Raw genomic sequence first — 17,933 nt, forward strand, 5'->3', positions numbered from 1 at the left:
CGGCCGATCCACACCGCCGACCTCGCTCAATACACGATCTCGATCGAGCTTCCCGCAAACTCGCCGCGCAGCGCGGCGAGCAGTTCGTCGGTCGGCTTCACGCGCCACGCGTCGCCCAGACGCATTTCGCCTTGCGCATGCTCGCTGCGATAAACCACCTGCACCGCGAGTCCATTCGGAATCTGCACCGCCTGACGCTGACGACCGCCATCGCCGCCGAAGCCGCCACGCCCGCCGCCGTTGCCACCGCCGTTGCCACGAGTGGCGGCCGCCGACGCGGCTGCCCCGGCCGGCTCTTCCTTGCCGGCGGTGTGCGCTTCGAGCACCCGGCGCAATGCCTGCGCGTTAGCGTTGCCGTTCATCTGCACCTTCAGCGAGTCCGCGTAGCGGCAGCGCGCGCGGCCGAGATCCATCACCGTTTCGACGGTGAAGCGGATGCCGCCCGTGAACGCGTCGTTACGCGCCTGGCCCTGCACGATCAGCAGCTCGTCTTCCTTGAACAGCTGCTTGTGTTCTTCGAAGACCTCGTTGAAGACCGTCACTTCGCACTGACCGGTGCCGTCGTCGAGCAGCGCGATCAGCATCTTGCCGCGCTGGGTCATCTGCGTGCGCAGCGACACGATCACGCCCGCAACCAGCTTGTCGCGCCCTTCCTTCAGCTCGCCGATCTTCTGGCGCACGAACCGGCGCACTTCGTCCTTGTATGCATCGAACAGATGGCCCGACAGGTAGAAACCGAGCGCGGCCTTTTCTTCCTGCAGCTTGCGCTTTTCCGGCCACTCGGGTTCGTCGACGAGTTCGTGGCCTTGCGACGGCGCGTCGCCCATGTCGAACAGACCCGCCTGCAGCGCATTGGCCGCCGCCTGCTCGGCCGCTTCCATCGCGAGCGACACCGATGCGATCAGCTGCGCGCGGTTCGCATGCAGCGTGTCGAACGCGCCTGCGCGAATCAGCGCTTCGATCGTGCGTCGATTGACGATGCGCCGGTCGACGCGATTGCAGAAATCGAAGATGTCGATGAAGCGGCCGTCCTCGCGCGCGCGCAGGATTTCTTCGATCGCGTTCTGGCCGCTGCCCTTGATTGCGCCGAGACCATAACGGATCGTGCGCGAGCGCTTGCCGTCGGCTTCGGCGACCGGCTCGAAGCGATACGCCGACAGGTTCACGTCCGGCGGCAACACGACCATCTTGTTCGCGAGGCAGTCTTCGAACAGGATCTTGACCTTGTCCGTGTCGTCCATCGCGAGCGACATGTTGGCCGCCATGAATTCGGCCGGATGGTGCGCCTTCAGCCACGCGGTGTAGTAGGCGAGCAGCGCATACGCAGCCGCGTGCGACTTGTTGAAGCCGTAGCCCGCGAACTTCTCCATCAGGTCGAAGATTTCGTCGGACTTCTCGCGCGTGAGGCCGTTCCTGGCCGCGCCTTCCGCGAAAATCTCGCGGTGCTGGGCCATCTCCTCGGGCTTTTTCTTACCCATCGCGCGACGCAGCAGGTCGGCGCCGCCCAGCGAGTAGCCGCCGATGATCTGCGCCATCTGCATCACCTGCTCCTGGTAGACCATGATGCCGTAGGTCTCTTTCAGAACAGGTTCGACGCGCGGGTCCGGATATTCCACCACCTCGCGGCCGTGCTTACGCGCGCAGAAGCTCGGGATCAGGTCCATCGGACCCGGGCGGTACAACGCGACGAGCGCGATGATGTCCTCGAAGCGATCGGGCTGCGCGTCCTTCAGCATGCCCTGCATGCCGCGGCTTTCCAGCTGGAAAACGGCGACCGTGTTCGCTTTCTTCAGGATCGAGAACGACGCGGGGTCGTCGAGCGGCACCTGGCCTAGCGACCAGTCCTGCTTCGACGGATCGAGGCGGCGGATGTAGCGCTCGGCCCAATCCAGAATGGTCAGCGTGGTCAGGCCCAGAAAGTCGAACTTCACGAGGCCGACCGCCTCGACGTCGTCCTTGTCGTACTGGCTGACGACGCCGCTGTCGTCGCCCTGCGTATAGAGCGGGCAGAAATCGGTCAGCTTGCCGGGCGCGATCAGCACGCCGCCCGCGTGCATACCGACGTTACGCGTCAAGCCCTCTACGCGCTGCGCGAGTTCGAGCAGCTGGTGCACTTCGTCTTCGTTGTCGAAGCGCTCCTGCAATAGCGGCTCTTCCTTCATCGCGTCGGCGATGGTCACGTGCTTGCCCGGCTTGAACGGGATCAGCTTCGCGACGCCGTCCGTGAACATGTAGCCGAGATCGAGCACGCGGCCGATGTCGCGCACGGCCGCCTTTGCCGCCATCGTGCCGAACGTCGCGATCTGCGACACCGCGTTCGCGCCGTACTTTTCCTTCACGTACTGGATCACGCGATCGCGGCCGTGCTGGCAGAAGTCGATATCGAAGTCGGGCATCGACACCCGCTCCGGATTCAGGAAACGTTCGAACAGCAGGTTGTAGCGCAGCGGATCGAGATCGGTCACGCCGAGCGCATAGGCGACCAGCGAACCGGCGCCCGAACCGCGGCCAGGACCGACCGGCACGCCGTTGTTCTTTGCCCAGTTGATGAAGTCCGCAACGATCAGGAAGTAGCCCGGAAAGCCCATCTTGATGATCGTGCCGCACTCGAATTCGAGGCGCTGGTAGTAGGTCGGGCGTTGCGCGTCGCGCTCGGCCTCGTCCGGATACAGCTGTTCGAGCCGCTTTTCGAGGCCCTCTTTCGACAGCTGCACCAGGTAGTCGTCGAGCGACATGCCGTCGGGCGTCGGAAAGAGCGGCAGCTTCGGCTTGCCGAGTTCGAGCTTCAGATTACAGCGCTTGGCGATCTGCACCGTGTTCGCGAGTGCCGAAGGAATGTCCGCGAACAGCGTGGCCATTTCCTGTTGCGTGCGGAAATACTGCTCGGACGTGAAGCGCTTCTGGCGGCGCGGATTCGCGAGAATATCGCCTTCGGAAATACACACGCGCGCTTCGTGCGCGGTGAAGTCGTCCGGCGTCATGAACTGCATCGGGTGCGTCGCGACGACCGGCAGTTTCAGCGATGCCGCGAGCGCGACCGCCTGCTGCACGTACTGCTCGCCGCCAGGCTGACCATAGCGCTGCAGCTCGATATAAAAGCCGCCCGGAAATACCTTCGCCCAATGCCGTGCATTGCGCTGCGCCGCCTCTTCATTGCCCGCCGCGAGTGCGAGACCGATGTCGCCCTGCTGCGCGCCCGACAGCGCGAGCAGCCCTTCGCCCAAACCGGTTTCGAGCCAGCCGGCTTCGATTTCCGCGCGGCCGCGATACTGGTTCGTCAGCGAGGCCTTGCTGAGCAATTCGCAAAGGTTGAGGTAACCGCGGCGGTCCTTGACCAGCAGCAGCAGGCGGGAAGGCTTGTCGCGGTCGTCTGGATTGGTGATCCAGACGTCGCAGCCGGCAATGGGTTTGACCCCTTTGCCACGCGCTTCCTTGTAGAAACGGACGAGGCCGAACGCGTTGCCGAGGTCGGTGAGCGCAAGCGCGCCCTGACCGTCTTTGGCCGCCGCCGCGACGATGTCGTCGAGACGCACGATGCCGTCGGCAATCGAGAATTCGGAGTGAACGCGGAGATGGACGAAGCGGGGATCTGACATGGGCGACATTGTAACCCCACCCTTCCGCAGATTTCAGGTCTGAACGGCGCGTTGGCCATCCGGCCAGGACGAGGTCGGCGAGCGGGTTGCTTGCGCTAGCGCAACCCGTTAGCCATTCGGCCAGGCCGGGGAAAATCCCCGGTTGAGGGATAATAGAGGTTTCGCCTGTTTCGGCCTGGCCATTGAACTGGCAAATGCGCGGCAAACGCGCGGCCAACGCGCGCGAAACCGCGCGCCAAACCCCGGGTCTTATACGGGGGCGCAACAGCGGCGGCACGGCCCGCCGCCCTTCGCCACGCCGGCCATCTTTACCGCAGAACACACATGAGTATCGTCAATCTCGCCGCGTATCAATTCGCGACCATCGAAAACACCGCCGCCTGGCGCCCATTCGTCACCGAACGCTGCCATGCGCTCGGCCTGCGCGGCACTATCCTGCTCGCGCCGGAAGGCATCAACCTGTTCATCGCCGGCACCCGCGAGAACACCGACGCGTTCATCGACTACATCCGCCACGACGCGCTGTTCGAAGGCAAGTTCGCGAATCTGCAGTTCAAGGAAAGCCTGTCGGACAAGCAGCCGTTCACTCGCATGCTGGTCAAGCTCAAGCGCGAAATCATCACGATGAAAAAGCCGGCGATCCGCCCCGAGCTCGGCCGCGCACCGTTCGTCGACGCGCCCACGCTGAAGACCTGGCTCGACCGCGGTCACGACGACGAAGGCCGTCCGGTCGTGATGCTCGACACGCGCAACGCGTTCGAAGTCGACGTCGGCACGTTCGACAACGCGCTCGACTATCGCATCACGAAGTTCAGCGAATTCCCCGAGGTGATCGAGAACAACCGCGCCGATCTCGAAGGCAAGACGGTGGTGTCGTTCTGCACGGGCGGCATCCGCTGCGAGAAGGCCGCGATCCATATGAAAGACGTCGGCATCGAGAACGTGTACCAGCTCGAAGGCGGCATCCTCAAATACTTCGAGGAAGTGGGCGGCGCGCATTATCACGGCGACTGCTTCGTGTTCGACTATCGCACCGCGCTGAATCCGCAACTCGAACCGACCGCGACCGCGCAATGCTTCGGCTGCCGCGCGGTGGTCACGCCCGAGCAACAGCAATCGCCGATGTACGTCGCGGGCAAGACCTGCCCGGCGTGCCATCCGGACAGCAAGGCTGCGTGCGCCGCGTAATGACAGCCGGGGTGCCTCGCGGCGCGGGCGCCTCGCCTGACCTCCTCACACCATGATCTATCGCGGACGCTTCGCACCGTCGCCAACCGGCCCGCTGCATTTCGGCTCGCTGGTCAGCGCGCTCGCAAGCTGGCTCGACGCGCGCGCGCAGCGCGGCGCGTGGCTCGTGCGCATCGAAGATATCGACGGACCTCGCACGGTGCCCGGTGCCGCCGAGGACATCCTCGCGACACTCGAACGCTTCGGCATGCGCGCCGACGAAACGCCGGTCTGGCAAAGCCAGCGCATCGCGCACTATCAGCAGGCGCTGGAGCGGTTGAAATCGACCGGTCTCGTCTATCCGTGCGGCTGCACGCGCAAGGAAATCGCCGATTCGCTATTGCACGCGCACGCGCGCAACACGACGCTCGCCTACCCCGGCACCTGCCGCACCGGTCTGCACGGCAAGTCCGCGCGCGCGTGGCGCCTGCGTGTGCCCGACGGCGACCCGGCCGTGATCACGTTCGACGACCGCTGGCAGGGTCCGCAAACGCAAAACCTCGCGACCGAGGTCGGCGATTTCGTGCTGCGCCGCGCGGACGATCAATGGGCGTATCAGCTGGCGGTCGTGGTGGACGATGCGGACGCGGGCATTACGCACATCGTGCGCGGCGCGGATCTGATGGATTCGACGGCGCGGCAGATTTATCTGCAACGTTGTCTGGGCGTGGCGACGCCCGAATATCTGCATGTGCCGGTCGTGACGAACGAGCACGGCGAGAAGCTGAGCAAACAGACCGGCGCGACCGCGCTCGATAGCGACAAGCCGCTCGAAGCATTAGGCGCGGCGGCACGGCATCTGGGACTGGAGCTGGGAAGCGAGCCGCCTGCGACGCTCGAGCAGTTCTACAGCGCCGCGACCGCGGCCTGGGCAAACCGGATGAACATTCGCGCATCCAGATGATGCGCATGCGGGGAGCTTGCTGCGCTTTCCGGAACATCGAATCGCGCGTCCCCACCGCCTTTACCCTCGGGGCGTTGAACCCCGAGCTCCGAACCCGACAGCCCGTCTTACGACGACGAAGGCGTCTTCCTCGGCATTCCGAAGCCACCGAGCAACGCGGCCAGTTGCCGCTTCGGCGCTGCCTTTTGCGGCGCGGCCGTCTCCTCGAGCTTGTGCACCGATGCCGGCGACGGCTCGTACGGCTTCAGGAAGAAATCGTCGATCGGTTGCGCGCGATGATGATGCGGACGGTCATACGAACCCGATGCGCCGCCCGTGCGACGGCGGCTGCGCTCGTCGCGCGATTCACTGCGCTCACGGCGCAGCGAACGATCATCGTGATGATGGCGCACCGGCGCCTCGACGGTCAGGCGCTGCAAGTCGAGCGGACGCTTGATCAGCTTCTCGATGTCGGCCAGTTGCTTGCGCTCGTTCGGGCTGCACAGCGACAGCGCGTCGCCCGATGCGCCCGCGCGGCCCGTCCGGCCGATCCGGTGCACGTAGTCTTCGGCGTTGAACGGCAGGTCGAAGTTGATCACCGCCGGCAGTTCGGCGATATCGAGACCGCGCGCGGCGACATCGGTCGCGACCAGCGCCTCGACTTCGCCGCGCTTGAACGCGTCGAGCGCCTGCATGCGCTCGCTTTGCGAGCGGTCGCCGTGAATCGCGGTCGCGACCACGCCGTCGCGTTCGAGGCTGCGCGCGAGCCGGCTCGCGCCGATCTTGCTGTTGCAGAACACGATCACCTGCTTCAGGCCGCGCTCGCGGATCAGTTGCACGACCGCGCCGGTCTTGTCGCCCTCGGCGACCTCGTAGACGACCTGCGTGACATTGGTAGCCGTCGAATTGCTGCGCGCGACTTCGATGGTCTGCGGGTTGCGCAGATAGGTCGCGGCGAGCTTCTTGATTTCGCCCGAGAACGTCGCGGAGAAGAGCAGCGTTTGGCGCTCTTTCGGCAGCAGGTTCAGGATGCGCTGCAGGTCGGGCAGGAAGCCCATGTCGAGCATGCGGTCGGCTTCGTCGAGCACGAGCATCTGCACCTGGCCCAGGTTGGCGGTTTTCTGCTGCACGTGATCGAGCAGACGGCCCGGCGTCGCAATCAGGATTTCGACGCCGCGGCGCAGTTGGTCGGACTGCGGATTCATATCGACGCCGCCGAACACGACCGCGCTGCGCAGCGCCGTGTGCTTCGCATAGGCCTGCACGTTCGCGGCCACCTGGTCGGCGAGTTCGCGGGTCGGCGTGAGGATCAGCGCGCGCACCGGATGGCGAGCCGGCGACGCGCTCGTATTGGCTTGCGGCAGCAGACGCTGGATGATCGGCAGCGAGAAGCTCGCGGTCTTGCCGGTGCCAGTCTGCGCGGCGCCCATCACGTCACGGCCCGCCAGCACGACCGGGATCGCCTTCGCCTGGATCGGCGTGGGAGACGTGTAGCCCGATTCCTTGATGGCCTTCAGGATGTCGGGCGCGAGGCCGAATTGATCAAAAGTCTCGGTGCTGGGCGTGACGGCTGTGTCGGACATGGTGGCTTTCGCTAAAAAGGCGCGTGGCGCGATGCGCGCGGCAGCGGTCGGGGCCGCGGAGGGCATCAGGATGAAGGCGGAGCCACGTCGTTCCGCGCGAGACCCGTGTGAGTTCGGTTAATTCGGCCGGCTCCGGTTGGCGGAAACACCCGCCGAAAGCCCAGCATTGTAGCACTTCAGCAAAAACGCTCGCGACGGCCGGCTGGCCGGCCGCTCGCGGCCGTTGCTTCGGTCGCAGCGTAGTGCGCACTGACGACAGTGGCATGACAGTCGGGCGCCTGGGCGGGCGGCGCGGCGTTCGTCAGCCGTCCCGCGCGCGCCCTGCCCGCGTCAGAGCGCCCACTCACCACGTCTCGCGCATCACCATCAGCCGCAGCTCGGTCATATCCTCGATCGCGTAGCGCACGCCCTCGCGCCCCAGCCCCGAATCCTTGACGCCGCCATACGGCATGTTGTCGACGCGAAACGACGGCACGTCGTTGATCACGACGCCGCCCACTTCGAGCGCATCCCAGGCGCGATGCGCATGCGCGAGCGAATCGGTGAACACGCCGGCCTGCAGGCCGAAGTCGCTGTCGTTGACCTGCGCGAGCGCCGCCTCGAAATCGTTGAAGCGCTCGAGGATCGCGACCGGCCCGAACGCCTCCTTGCGATACAGATCGGTGTCGCGCTTCACGCCTTCGAGCAGCGTCGCCTCGAACATCGCGCCGTCGACCTTGCCCCCCGCGACGATCTGCGCGCCCGCCTGCACCGCCCCCTCCATCCAGCCGGCGAGCCGCTTCGCCTCCGATTCCGAGATCATCGGCCCGACGAAGGTTTTCTCGTTCTTCGGATCGCCCATCACCAGCGACTTCGTCTTCGCGATCAGCTTCTCGCGCAGCGCGTCGTAGACGCTCGCGTGCGCGAGAATCCGCTGCACGCCGATGCAGCTCTGCCCCGACTGATAGAACGCGCCGAACGCGAGCCGCTCGACCACGTAATCGAGCTTGCCGCCCTGATCGCCGTCGACGATCGCCGCCGCGTTGCCCCCCAGTTCCAGAATCACTTTCTTCTTGCCCGCTTTGCGTTTCAGCTCCCAGCCGACCGCCGGCGACCCGGTGAACGACAGCAGCTTGAAGCGCTCGTCGGTCGTAAACAGGTCGGCGCCGTCGCGGTGCGCGGGCAAAATCGAAAACGCGCCCTTCGGCAGATCGGTTTCCGCAAGAATTTCGCCCATGATCAGCGCGCCGACCGGCGTGCGGCTCGCCGGCTTCAGCACGAACGGCACGCCCGCCGCGATCGCCGGCGCGACCTTGTGCGCGGTCAGGTTCAACGGAAAATTGAACGGCGAGATGAACGAGCACGGCCCGATCGGCACCCGCTTCACGTACGCGTGGTAACCGTTCGCGCGCGGCGAAATCTGCAGATTGATGATCTCGCCGTCGATTCGCACGCTCTCCTCGGCGGCGACTTTGAACGTATCGATCAGGCGCGTGACCTCGCCCTTCGAATCGTTGATCGGCTTGCCCGCCTCGATGCACAGCGCGAGCGCGAGCTCGTCGTAGCGCTCGCGAAAGCGCTTCACGCAGTGTTCGAGTACCGCCTGGCGCTTGAACGGCGGGTAGGCGCGCATTGCGGGCATCGCCTCGACCGCGAGGCCGATCGCCTTGTCGATCGCGGCCGCGTCGGCCATCGCGACGCGGGTGGCGACTTCGCCACTGAATTTGTCGGTCACTTCGAGATCGGTGTTGGCGGCCACCGGCTCATTCGCGAGGTAGTACGGATAGGTTTTCTGCAACATGTCGCGTTCTCCTTGAATCGAATCAAAGCGTCGATGCACAGAGGCTCAAAGCCGCGCGGACAGCCGCTTGATCTCGCGATTGAGCACGCGCTCGTTGTCCGAATAGTCGATCGGCACGTCGATCACGTGCACGCCGGGTGTCACGAAGCACTGGCGCAACAGCGGCGCGAACTGTTCTGCGGCCTCGACCCGATGCCCCTGAGCACCATAGCTCTGCGCATAGGCGACGAAATCCGGGTTCGCAAGCGTCATGCCGTAGTCCGGGAAGTTCATGTTCTCCTGCTTCCAGCGGATCATGCCGAACGCGTCGTCGCGCAGGATCAGGATCACCAGGTCGAGCTTCAGGCGCACCGCCGTTTCGAGCTCCTGCGAGTTCATCATGAAGCCGCCATCGCCGCACACGGCGATCACTTTGCGCTCCGGATGCACGATCTTGCTCGCGATCGCCGACGGCAGCCCCGCGCCCATCGACGCCAGCGCGTTGTCGAGCAGCAGCGAATTCGGCTCGTGCGCGCGGTAGTAGCGCGCGAACCAGATCTTGTACATGCCGTTATCCAGACACACGATGCCGTCGACCGGCGTGGTCTCGTACACGTCGTTGACGATCCGCACCGGGTACATCGGGAAGCGGTCGTCGTGCTGGCCCTTCACCAGATGCGCCTCGAAATGCTCCTTGATCTCCTTGAAGCGCGTGAAGTCCCAATGCTCCTGACGCGTCTTCAGGCTCTCCTTGAGCTGCCACACCGCATTCGCGATGTCGCCGACCACTTCGATCTGCGGGAAATACACCGGATCGACTTCGGCGCCGAGGAAGTTCACGTGGATCACGGTCTTCTCGCCCGCCTCGCCGCTGCGCATGAAAAACGGCGGCTTTTCGATCACGTCGTGACCGACGTTGATGATGCAATCCGCGTGCTCGATCGCGCGATGCACGAAGTCGCCGTCGGATAGCGTCGCGTTGCCGAGCCACATCGGATGCGATTCGTCGATCACGCCCTTGCCCATCTGCGTCGTGAAGAACGGAATGCCGATCTGGTCGACGAACTCGCGCAGCATCTTCGTCGTGGTCTTGCGGTTGCCGCCCGCGCCGATCATCAGGAGCGGATGCTTCGCGGCGGTGATCGCCTCGACCGCGCGCGCGACCGCCTTCTCCTCGGCGACCGGACGGCGGCTGTAGCTCTTCGGAATCGGCTTGCCGTCGCCCTCCTCGTGCGCGACGTCCTCGGGCAATTCGAGGTGCGCGGCGCCCGGGCGCTCCTCCTCGGCGCGGCGCACGGCCTCGCGCACCGCCGCCGGAATATTGCCGATGGACACGATCTGCCGCGTGTACTTGGTGAGCGGCTCCATCATCCGCACCACGTCGACGATCTGGAAGTGCCCCTGCTTGCTCGACTTGATCGGCTTCTGGCCGGTGACCATCAGCATCGGCATGCCGCCCAGTTGCGCGTAGGCGGCCGCAGTCACGAAGTTGGTCGCGCCGGGGCCGAGCGTCGCCAGACATACTCCCGTGCGGCCGGTGAGCCGCCCGTAGGTGGCAGCCATGAAGCCGGCCGCCTGCTCGTGGCGCGTGAGGATCAGACGGATTTTCGAGCGGCGCAGCGACTCGAGCAGATCGAGATTTTCTTCACCGGGGATGCCGAACACGTACTCGACACCTTCGGCTTCCAGCGATTTGACGAACAGGTCCGATGCTTTCATTGAGGGTCTCGCTTGATGACTCGGGGGGACGGACAATCGAAGACGACAACGACGGCTGCGCGCGAAACACCGCATCGCGCGCGCGGCATGGCGAACACCATGCTGGACAGCTTACTACTCGAATGGAAACGATGCGCGCGAGCGGCAGGAAGCCGGGCGCGAGAGGAAGCAGGCGGCGGCAGAGGTTGAAGCCGCCGCATGACGTGCAGGTGTGCGCCGATCAATGAATCAGCGAATCACCGTTACGCAGTCGGAGAGAATCGGCGGCGCGTTCTCGCCGCTCGTCAGGTCATAAAGATTGGCGCGCGGTCCCTTGGTCCACCACGTATAGCTGCCGGCCTGGTACTTCACGCCGGACGCCGAGACCGTGTTGACGAACAGCATCGAGGTGCCTTTCACCGGCAGCACCGCGAAGCTCTGGCCGTTCTGCGCGTTCCAGTAGGTAACCTGCAGGATCTTGCCGGTCGCGCACGTGTATTTGCGCGTCTGGTGGTTCTTGCCTTCGATGTGCTTGAACTGCAACGGCGCGGCCGAGGCGCCGCCGGAAGATGCCGCCAGCGAGGCCACCATCGATGCTGCAGTGAGGAATGCAACACGCCATGTCTTCATCGAACACCTCGATTGTTGCGGGGGGTCAGGCAGGGAAGGCATACCGGCAGCCACGCCGGTCACAGACGGGTCACAGGCGGGTTACAGGAAGCTCGTGGGCAATTCACGGACAGTTCGACGAGGTTTCAAGGATCGATTACCTCGGCACACGCATCGGTCGGCGCGGCGGCGACGTGCCCGACGACCGGCACGATCTTCAGTCCCGCCGAAGCGACCCGGCACGGCGCCGCCGCGAGCCCGCAGCCGCTGATGCCGGCACACAGCGCGAACGCCACGCCGAGTGCGCCGACCCGGCGAAGCGCGCCACGCCACCGATTGCTGCGCGATTCAAGCGCCATACGATCCCCTACTCCGATCTCTTTGCTGCGATAAGCCAGCAACGATTGCGGCCCGCGCCGCGCGTCGCCCTGCCCCTGCTCGTTACTTCGCCGACACCGGTCGAACCGCCGCCGCGGCCTGCTTCGCACGCGAGCGCGCTTCGTCGATGTTCTCGCCGGTCGCGAGCGCGACGCCCATGCGGCGTTTGACGAAGCTCTCCGGCTTGCCGAACAGGCGCAGGTCCGAGTTGGGCACCGCGAGTGCCGCCGCGACGCCTTCGAACGCGATGCCGGCCTCGTCGCGTCCACCGTAGATCACCGCCGACGCACCCGGCGCACGCAGCGACGTGTCGACCGGCAAGCCGAGGATCGCGCGCGCATGCAGTTCGAACTCCGAGAAGCGCTGCGAGCACAGCGTGACGAGCCCCGTGTCGTGCGGGCGCGGGCTGACTTCCGAAAACCATACGTCGTCGCCGCGCACGAAAAGTTCCACGCCAAAGAGGCCGCGGCCGCCGAGCGCCGCCGTGACCTTGTGCGCGATCTCGCGCGAACGCTCGAGCGCGAGCGGGCTCATCGGCTGCGGCTGCCACGATTCGACATAGTCGCCCGCGACCTGCACGTGGCCGATCGGGTCGCAGAAATACGTGCTGACCGCGCCGCTCGCCGGGTCGATCGCGCGCACGGTGAGCTGCGTGATTTCATATTCGAAGTCGATGAAACCCTCGACGATCACGCGCCCGAAATTCACGCGGCCGCCCGCCATCGCGTACTGCCACGCGGGTTCGACGTCGGCGTCGCGGCGCAATACGGACTGCCCCTTGCCCGACGACGACATCACCGGCTTCACGACGCACGGATAGCCAACCTTCGCGATGCCCGCGCGCAGCTCGTCGAGCGAATCGGCGAATGCGTACGGCGAGGTCGCGAGGCCGAGCTCCTCGGCGGCGAGGCGGCGGATGCCTTCGCGATTCATCGTCAGCTGGGTGGCGCGGGCGGTCGGGATCACCTCGGCGAGCGCCTCGGTTTCAATCGCGGCGAGCTCGTCGGTCGCGATCGCCTCGATTTCGGGGACGATCAGATGCGGGCGCTCCTGCTCGACCAGCGCGCGCAGCGCGGCGCGGTCGGTCATGTCGATCACGTGCGCGCGATGCGCCACCTGATGGCCCGGCGCGTTCGGGTAACGGTCGACGGCGATCACTTCGACGCCCAGCCGTTGCAGCGCGATGATCACTTCCTTGCCGAGCTCGCCGGCGCCGAGCAGCATCACGCGCGTCGCGGATTCAGAAAGGGGGGTGCCGATCCGTTGGCCGATCTGCATGGGAACTCCAGATAAAAAGTCGGGATGAGGGTGGGATTGAATAGACCGCGATGTTAACATGCGGCCCCCTCGCCGCGCGGCGCTCAGGGTGCGTTCGGGGTGCGCTCTGAGCGCGCTCGCGAGGCCGTGGCGGTCGGGCGCAAGCGTGCCGCCGCGTCGACGTTCGCAGCCGCGACCGCGCCACCGCGCGCATCGCTCGCGCACGACAAGCTTAGTACGTTACCCTTACGCCTTCGCCAGTTTGAACAGGAACGACGCCATGCTCATCCGCTCCCGCCCGCGACGTCTTGCGCGCATCACTCCGTGCCTGCGCACGGCCGTCGCCGCGTTGAGCATCGCCGCGCTGCTCGGTGCCTGCGCGATCCCGAAGCATCCGGATGCGTCGGCGCCGCCGCCCGATCCATTCAATCCCGCCGCCGTGCAACTGCTCGACGACAGCAGCTGGGTGCTGAGCTCGTGGAAGAACGCCGACGGCACGGCGCGCGCGGTGCCGTCGAAGGATCAGGAGCCGCTCACGCTCACATTGTCGACCGAAGGCGGCCGACGCCATGCGAGCGGCTTTTCCGGCTGCAACCGTTTCATGGGTTCGTACATGCTGAAGGACGGCAAGCTCAGCTTCGGCACCCTCGCCGGCACGCGCAAGGCGTGCGTGTCGCCGGGCGGCGACATCGAAAAGCCGTTCCTCGAAGCGCTCGAACGCATCGCTCGCACCGGCGTGCAGATGCGCGCGCCACAGCAGATGCAGCTGATCCTCGACAACGGCGACACGCTGATGTTCGATCGCAGCGACAAGTGATGCGAGTTTGCGCCGCGTTCGGGACTCGCGCTGGCCTTCGAAGCCGCGCGCTGCGCCGTTTAAACTCGACGGATTGCGCTTCTCGCGCGCTCCGTCATTCGTAGATGTCTGGTATGCACACGGTAGTTTTCGGCTGGTTCGGCGGGTCGGCCGTCTGGTTCATTCCTCTTTTGTGGCGCCTCGTGAAGTCGATGCTGCCGGGCGGCGCGGGTCTGCGCGGCCCCGGCACGATCCGGCTGTGGCTCGGCTTCGTCTGCGTGCTGATCGCGAGCTGCACGCTCGAGGGCTCGCTGATCGGCATTGCCGGCGTCAATGGTTTCGGTCATGAGCTGGCCGCCGGGCTTGGGCATCTGCTCGGCCATATCGGCACGCCGCTCGCGGCGCTCGCGTTGCTCCTGATCAGCCTGCCCTGGCTCATCGACTTCCGCTGGAGCGAGGTCGCCGCCTGGGCCGACGGCGCGTTCGGCCTCGGGTTGTCGCGCGGACTCGCGAAGCGAGACGAGGATGCGCGCCGCCACCGCACCGTCGACGACGGCGCGCCGTCGCACGTTTCGCCTGCCACCAACACGATGGCGCCGCGCAACAGCAAGGGTCGCTACGCGCGGCCGACGGTGTGGCGTCCGCCCGCGAGCGGGCGCGGCGTGGGCGCCGCCGCTGCGGGCGGTGCCGCGGCTGGCGTCGCGAGTAGCAAGGAGGCTGCCGCCCGTGGCGGCGGCGCAAACTGGCGCGCCGATGCGGCCGCTGGCGCGGCGCGTGGGCCGGCCAGGCAGATCGAGCCGGAGTTGCGCTCGGGGGCGAGCGCGCCGCTGCGTCCGGGAGCGTCGATGGCAACGCAGGCGTCGCCGGTGGACCAAGCTCCGGACAGGTCCACGGCTCCATTCGTGCCGACCGAGCCGGTCGCGCCGGCGGGTTGGCTGCGCACGACGGAGCCGCGCGCGGCGACGGCGGCGGGATCGCCGGGTACAGCGGCTTCATCGGGCATGTCGGTTCATGATAGCGCTGCGCAGGCCGGTCGGCGCTCGGTCGGCGAACCGCGCGTGGCCGCGCCGTTCGGCTCCAGCGCCGCATTGGCGGCGACGGCCGCCAATGCGTCCGGCGTGTCGGCGCGAGCGGCACAGGCCATGGCGGGCCGGTCCGCCACGTCGGGCGCCGGGATCGGCATGACGGCGGGATCGATGAATGCCGCGGGCCGCGGCAGCCGTCCGTCGCCGCTGCCACGTCCAGCAGACGGCAGCGCGCCGCTCAATCGCGGCGCGAGTCCGCGTCAGCCGTTCCCGGCGGCTCAGCGCGCCAACGGTGTCACATTGCCGTCGACCGTGCGCCGCCCTACACCGGACTTCACGCGAACGATGGCGAACGCGTCGACGGTCGCGCCGCCGGCGAGCGTCGAGGAAACGCTGCGCAGCATCGCGGAAAACACCGCGCGCTGGACCGACATGGCCGGCGTGAGCCTCGCGCGCAGCCGTGGCGGCGATGGCGCAAAGATTGGCGACGTGGAACGTATGTTGACCACGTTCGACGTGCCGCCGGCGCTGCCGGACGTGCTGCCTGTCGAAAACGGCGAGACGGTGTCGCCGGCGCAGTCGCAGTCGCAGTCGCAGTCGCAGTCGCAGCAAGAAGCGTCACCTGTGGAGTTGCCGGCTGAGCATGAGGTGGTCGAATCCGACACGTCGGTCGAGAGCACCAACGAAGCGGTTGCGCAATGGCCGACCGAACCGCCGGTCATTCATCCGCCGCTCACGGCCGCGCCGCTGACGACGGCTGCGATCGAGCCGGTGGCCGGCGTGGCGGCTGAGGCTGTGGCTGTCGAATCCGCGATTGCAGAGCCCGCGTCTGTCGCAGAGACGCCGGCCGATCCCGTGTGCGCGGAGGCTGTCACCGGCACGCCCGCAGTTGTCGAGCCGTCGGCATCCGCTGCGGCTGAGCCTGCCGCCGCGGAACCTGCTGCAAGCGCGCCGCAACACGAGGCGGCGACGGCGACACCGTTCCAGCGCTTTGCAGCCAGCTTGCAGGACGACGCCACGCACGAAGACGTACCGGCGATCGAAGACCAGACGACGACAAACACCAGCGTCCCGCCATCGCAGGGGGAAGAATCCGCGCGAACCGTCGAACCTGCGACCGCCGACACCGCGACACCGAAGCAAGAGCCGGCCGCTGTCGCCGAAATCGTCATCGACAAAACGCTCGTGCCTTGGGAGAGCAAGCTCGGCCCGGCCGCGAGCGAAGGCGCGCGGCCAGGTGAGCCAGCAACGCCGCCGACGCATGCGACATCGCTCGCCCCTGCCCTGCCCGCTGCGACCGAGCCCGCGATCGACTCCACGAACGCCTCGCCGTCGTCGACTTCAACGAGCGCGGCGAACCTGGCTACACCGGCAACCGCCCCAGCCGTCGTCTCGAACGTGGTCCGTTTCCCTGGCGTTGCCGCGCCGGCGACCAGCATCGAGCCTTCGGTCGACGCAAACGCGACGTCTGTCACGAACACACCGGCAGCCGAACCGTCACCCCCTCCGTCGCCTGCTTCCGCGCCCACACCGCAACCGCTGACCCAACCCGCCACCGAGACCGCCGCCCGCGCGCCGCTGCGCGGCCACGCGCCGGTCAACGGCTTCGAGTTCCATGCGCCGGCCGCATCGATGGTCGAACTGCCGACGCTCGATCTGCTCGCCCCCGCCGACGCCGACGTCGAACCGATCTCGGACGAAAAGCTCCGCGAAACCGGCCAGCTGATCGAGCAGCGCCTGCAGGAATTCAAGGTGCCGGTGACGGTAGTCGGCGCATCGGCGGGTCCGGTCATCACGCGCTTCGAAGTCGAACCGGCGCTCGGCGTGCGCGGCAGCCAGATCGTCGGTCTGATGAAGGACCTGTCGCGCGGTCTCGGTCTCACGTCGATCCGCGTGGTCGAAACGATTCCGGGCAAGACCTGCATGGGCCTCGAACTGCCAAACGCGAAGCGGCAGACGATCCGGCTCTCCGAAATCCTCGAAGCGAGCGTCTACCAGAACTCGCACTCGCAACTGACGCTTGCGATGGGCAAGGACATCACCGGCCATCCGGTCGTCGCCGATCTCGCGAAGGCGCCGCACATGCTGGTGGCGGGCACGACCGGTTCGGGCAAGTCGGTCGCGATCAACGCGATGATCTGCTCGCTGCTGTTCAAGGCGACGCCCGAGGAAGTACGTCTGATCATGATCGACCCGAAGATGCTCGAGCTTTCGGTCTACGAAGGGATTCCGCATCTGCTCGCGCCGGTCGTCACCGACATGAAGCTCGCGGCCAATGCGCTGAACTGGTGCGTCGGCGAAATGGAGAAGCGCTACCGGCTGATGTCGGCGGTCGGCGTGCGCAATCTCGCGGGCTTCAACCAGAAGATCCGCGACACCGAGGCGAAGGGCAAGAAGCTCGGCAACCCGTTCTCGCTCACGCCCGATGCACCCGAGCCGCTCGCGCCGCTGCCGCTGATCGTCGTCGTCATCGACGAGCTCGCCGACCTGATGATGGTCGCCGGCAAGAAGATCGAGGAACTGATCGCGCGGCTCGCGCAGAAGGCGCGCGCGGCCGGCATCCACCTGATCCTCGCGACGCAGCGGCCGTCCGTCGACGTGATCACCGGTCTCATCAAGGCGAACATTCCGACCCGCGTCGCGTTCCAGGTATCGTCGAAGATCGACTCGCGCACGATTCTCGACCAGATGGGCGCCGAGTCGCTGCTCGGCCAGGGTGACATGCTGTTCCTGCCGCCGGGCACCGGCTACCCGCAGCGCGTGCACGGCGCGTTCGTCGCCGACGAGGAAGTGCATGCGATCGTCGAGTATCTGAAGCAGTTCGGCGAGCCGCAATACGAAGAAGGCATTCTCGACGGCCCGGCCACCGATGGCGGCGCGGCCCAGGACCTGTTCGGCGAAGCGCCGGATGCGGAAGCCGATCCGCTGTACGACGAAGCGGTCGCATTCGTCGTGCGCACGCGGCGCGCGTCGATTTCGTCGGTGCAGCGGCAATTGCGCATCGGCTATAACCGCGCGGCGCGGCTCGTCGAACAGATGGAGACGGCCGGGCTCGTGTCGGCGATGAGCATCAACGGCAGCCGCGAAGTGCTGGCGCCGGGGCCGGCGGAATGAGCGCGCGG

General features: G+C 66.5%; 11 protein-coding genes. 4 read left to right on the top strand and 7 right to left on the bottom strand.

Annotated elements, in window-relative coordinates:
- Window positions 1-26: 26 nt before the first annotated feature.
- The gene (gene dnaE, locus AB4Y34_RS17680) at window positions 27-3,605 is read right to left on the bottom strand and encodes a DNA polymerase III subunit alpha (protein WP_368716736.1); all 3,579 of its coding nucleotides are present in this window, start codon (window positions 3,603-3,605) and stop codon (window positions 27-29) included.
- 315 nt (window positions 3,606-3,920) lie between these two features.
- On the opposite strand from dnaE, the gene AB4Y34_RS17685 reads away from it, so the two are divergent.
- Both AB4Y34_RS17685 and gluQRS read left to right on the top strand, forming a co-directional pair.
- Window positions 3,921-4,784 carry a sulfurtransferase gene (locus AB4Y34_RS17685; RefSeq protein ID WP_176380780.1) on the top strand — a complete coding sequence of 288 codons (864 nt, stop codon included), beginning with the start codon at window positions 3,921-3,923 and terminating at the stop codon, window positions 4,782-4,784.
- 52 nt (window positions 4,785-4,836) lie between these two features.
- Window positions 4,837-5,727, top strand: a complete 891-nt coding sequence (gene gluQRS, locus AB4Y34_RS17690; RefSeq protein ID WP_368716737.1) for a tRNA glutamyl-Q(34) synthetase GluQRS — start codon at window positions 4,837-4,839, stop codon at window positions 5,725-5,727.
- Window positions 5,728-5,834: 107 nt separating this feature from the next.
- Here the strand turns inward: gluQRS and AB4Y34_RS17695 are convergent, their stop codons facing one another.
- The 6 genes from AB4Y34_RS17695 to purT form a co-directional block, all read right to left on the bottom strand.
- A complete protein-coding gene (locus tag AB4Y34_RS17695) occupies window positions 5,835-7,289 on the bottom strand; it encodes a DEAD/DEAH box helicase (RefSeq protein ID WP_176380778.1) in 1,455 nt (484 codons plus the stop codon).
- 343 nt (window positions 7,290-7,632) lie between these two features.
- Complete coding sequence (locus tag AB4Y34_RS17700; RefSeq protein WP_368598227.1) at window positions 7,633-9,069, bottom strand: aldehyde dehydrogenase family protein; 1,437 nt, start codon at window positions 9,067-9,069, stop codon at window positions 7,633-7,635.
- 45 nt (window positions 9,070-9,114) lie between these two features.
- Complete coding sequence (locus tag AB4Y34_RS17705; RefSeq protein ID WP_368716738.1) at window positions 9,115-10,767, bottom strand: acetolactate synthase large subunit; 1,653 nt, start codon at window positions 10,765-10,767, stop codon at window positions 9,115-9,117.
- A 228-nt stretch (window positions 10,768-10,995) separates the two neighbouring features.
- Window positions 10,996-11,376, bottom strand: a complete 381-nt coding sequence (locus AB4Y34_RS17710; RefSeq protein WP_176380776.1) for an MliC family protein — start codon at window positions 11,374-11,376, stop codon at window positions 10,996-10,998.
- Between the two features lie 125 nt (window positions 11,377-11,501).
- Window positions 11,502-11,714 carry a DUF6726 family protein gene (locus AB4Y34_RS17715; RefSeq protein ID WP_176380775.1) on the bottom strand — a complete coding sequence of 71 codons (213 nt, stop codon included), beginning with the start codon at window positions 11,712-11,714 and terminating at the stop codon, window positions 11,502-11,504.
- An 82-nt stretch (window positions 11,715-11,796) separates the two neighbouring features.
- On the bottom strand, window positions 11,797-13,011 hold the full coding sequence (gene purT, locus AB4Y34_RS17720) for a formate-dependent phosphoribosylglycinamide formyltransferase (protein WP_184227664.1): 1,215 nt from the start codon (window positions 13,009-13,011) through the stop codon (window positions 11,797-11,799).
- A gap of 259 nt (window positions 13,012-13,270) precedes the next feature.
- On the opposite strand from purT, the gene AB4Y34_RS17725 reads away from it, so the two are divergent.
- Entirely contained in the window at window positions 13,271-13,807 is a 537-nt protein-coding gene (locus AB4Y34_RS17725; protein ID WP_368716739.1) for an META domain-containing protein, read from the top strand.
- A gap of 113 nt (window positions 13,808-13,920) precedes the next feature.
- A complete protein-coding gene (locus AB4Y34_RS17730) occupies window positions 13,921-17,925 on the top strand; it encodes a DNA translocase FtsK (RefSeq protein ID WP_368716740.1) in 4,005 nt (1,334 codons plus the stop codon).
- Window positions 17,926-17,933 lie beyond the last annotated feature (8 nt).

Source organism: Paraburkholderia sp. BR10954, from assembly GCF_040965775.1.
In the GTDB taxonomy this organism is placed as follows: domain Bacteria; phylum Pseudomonadota; class Gammaproteobacteria; order Burkholderiales; family Burkholderiaceae; genus Paraburkholderia; species Paraburkholderia youngii.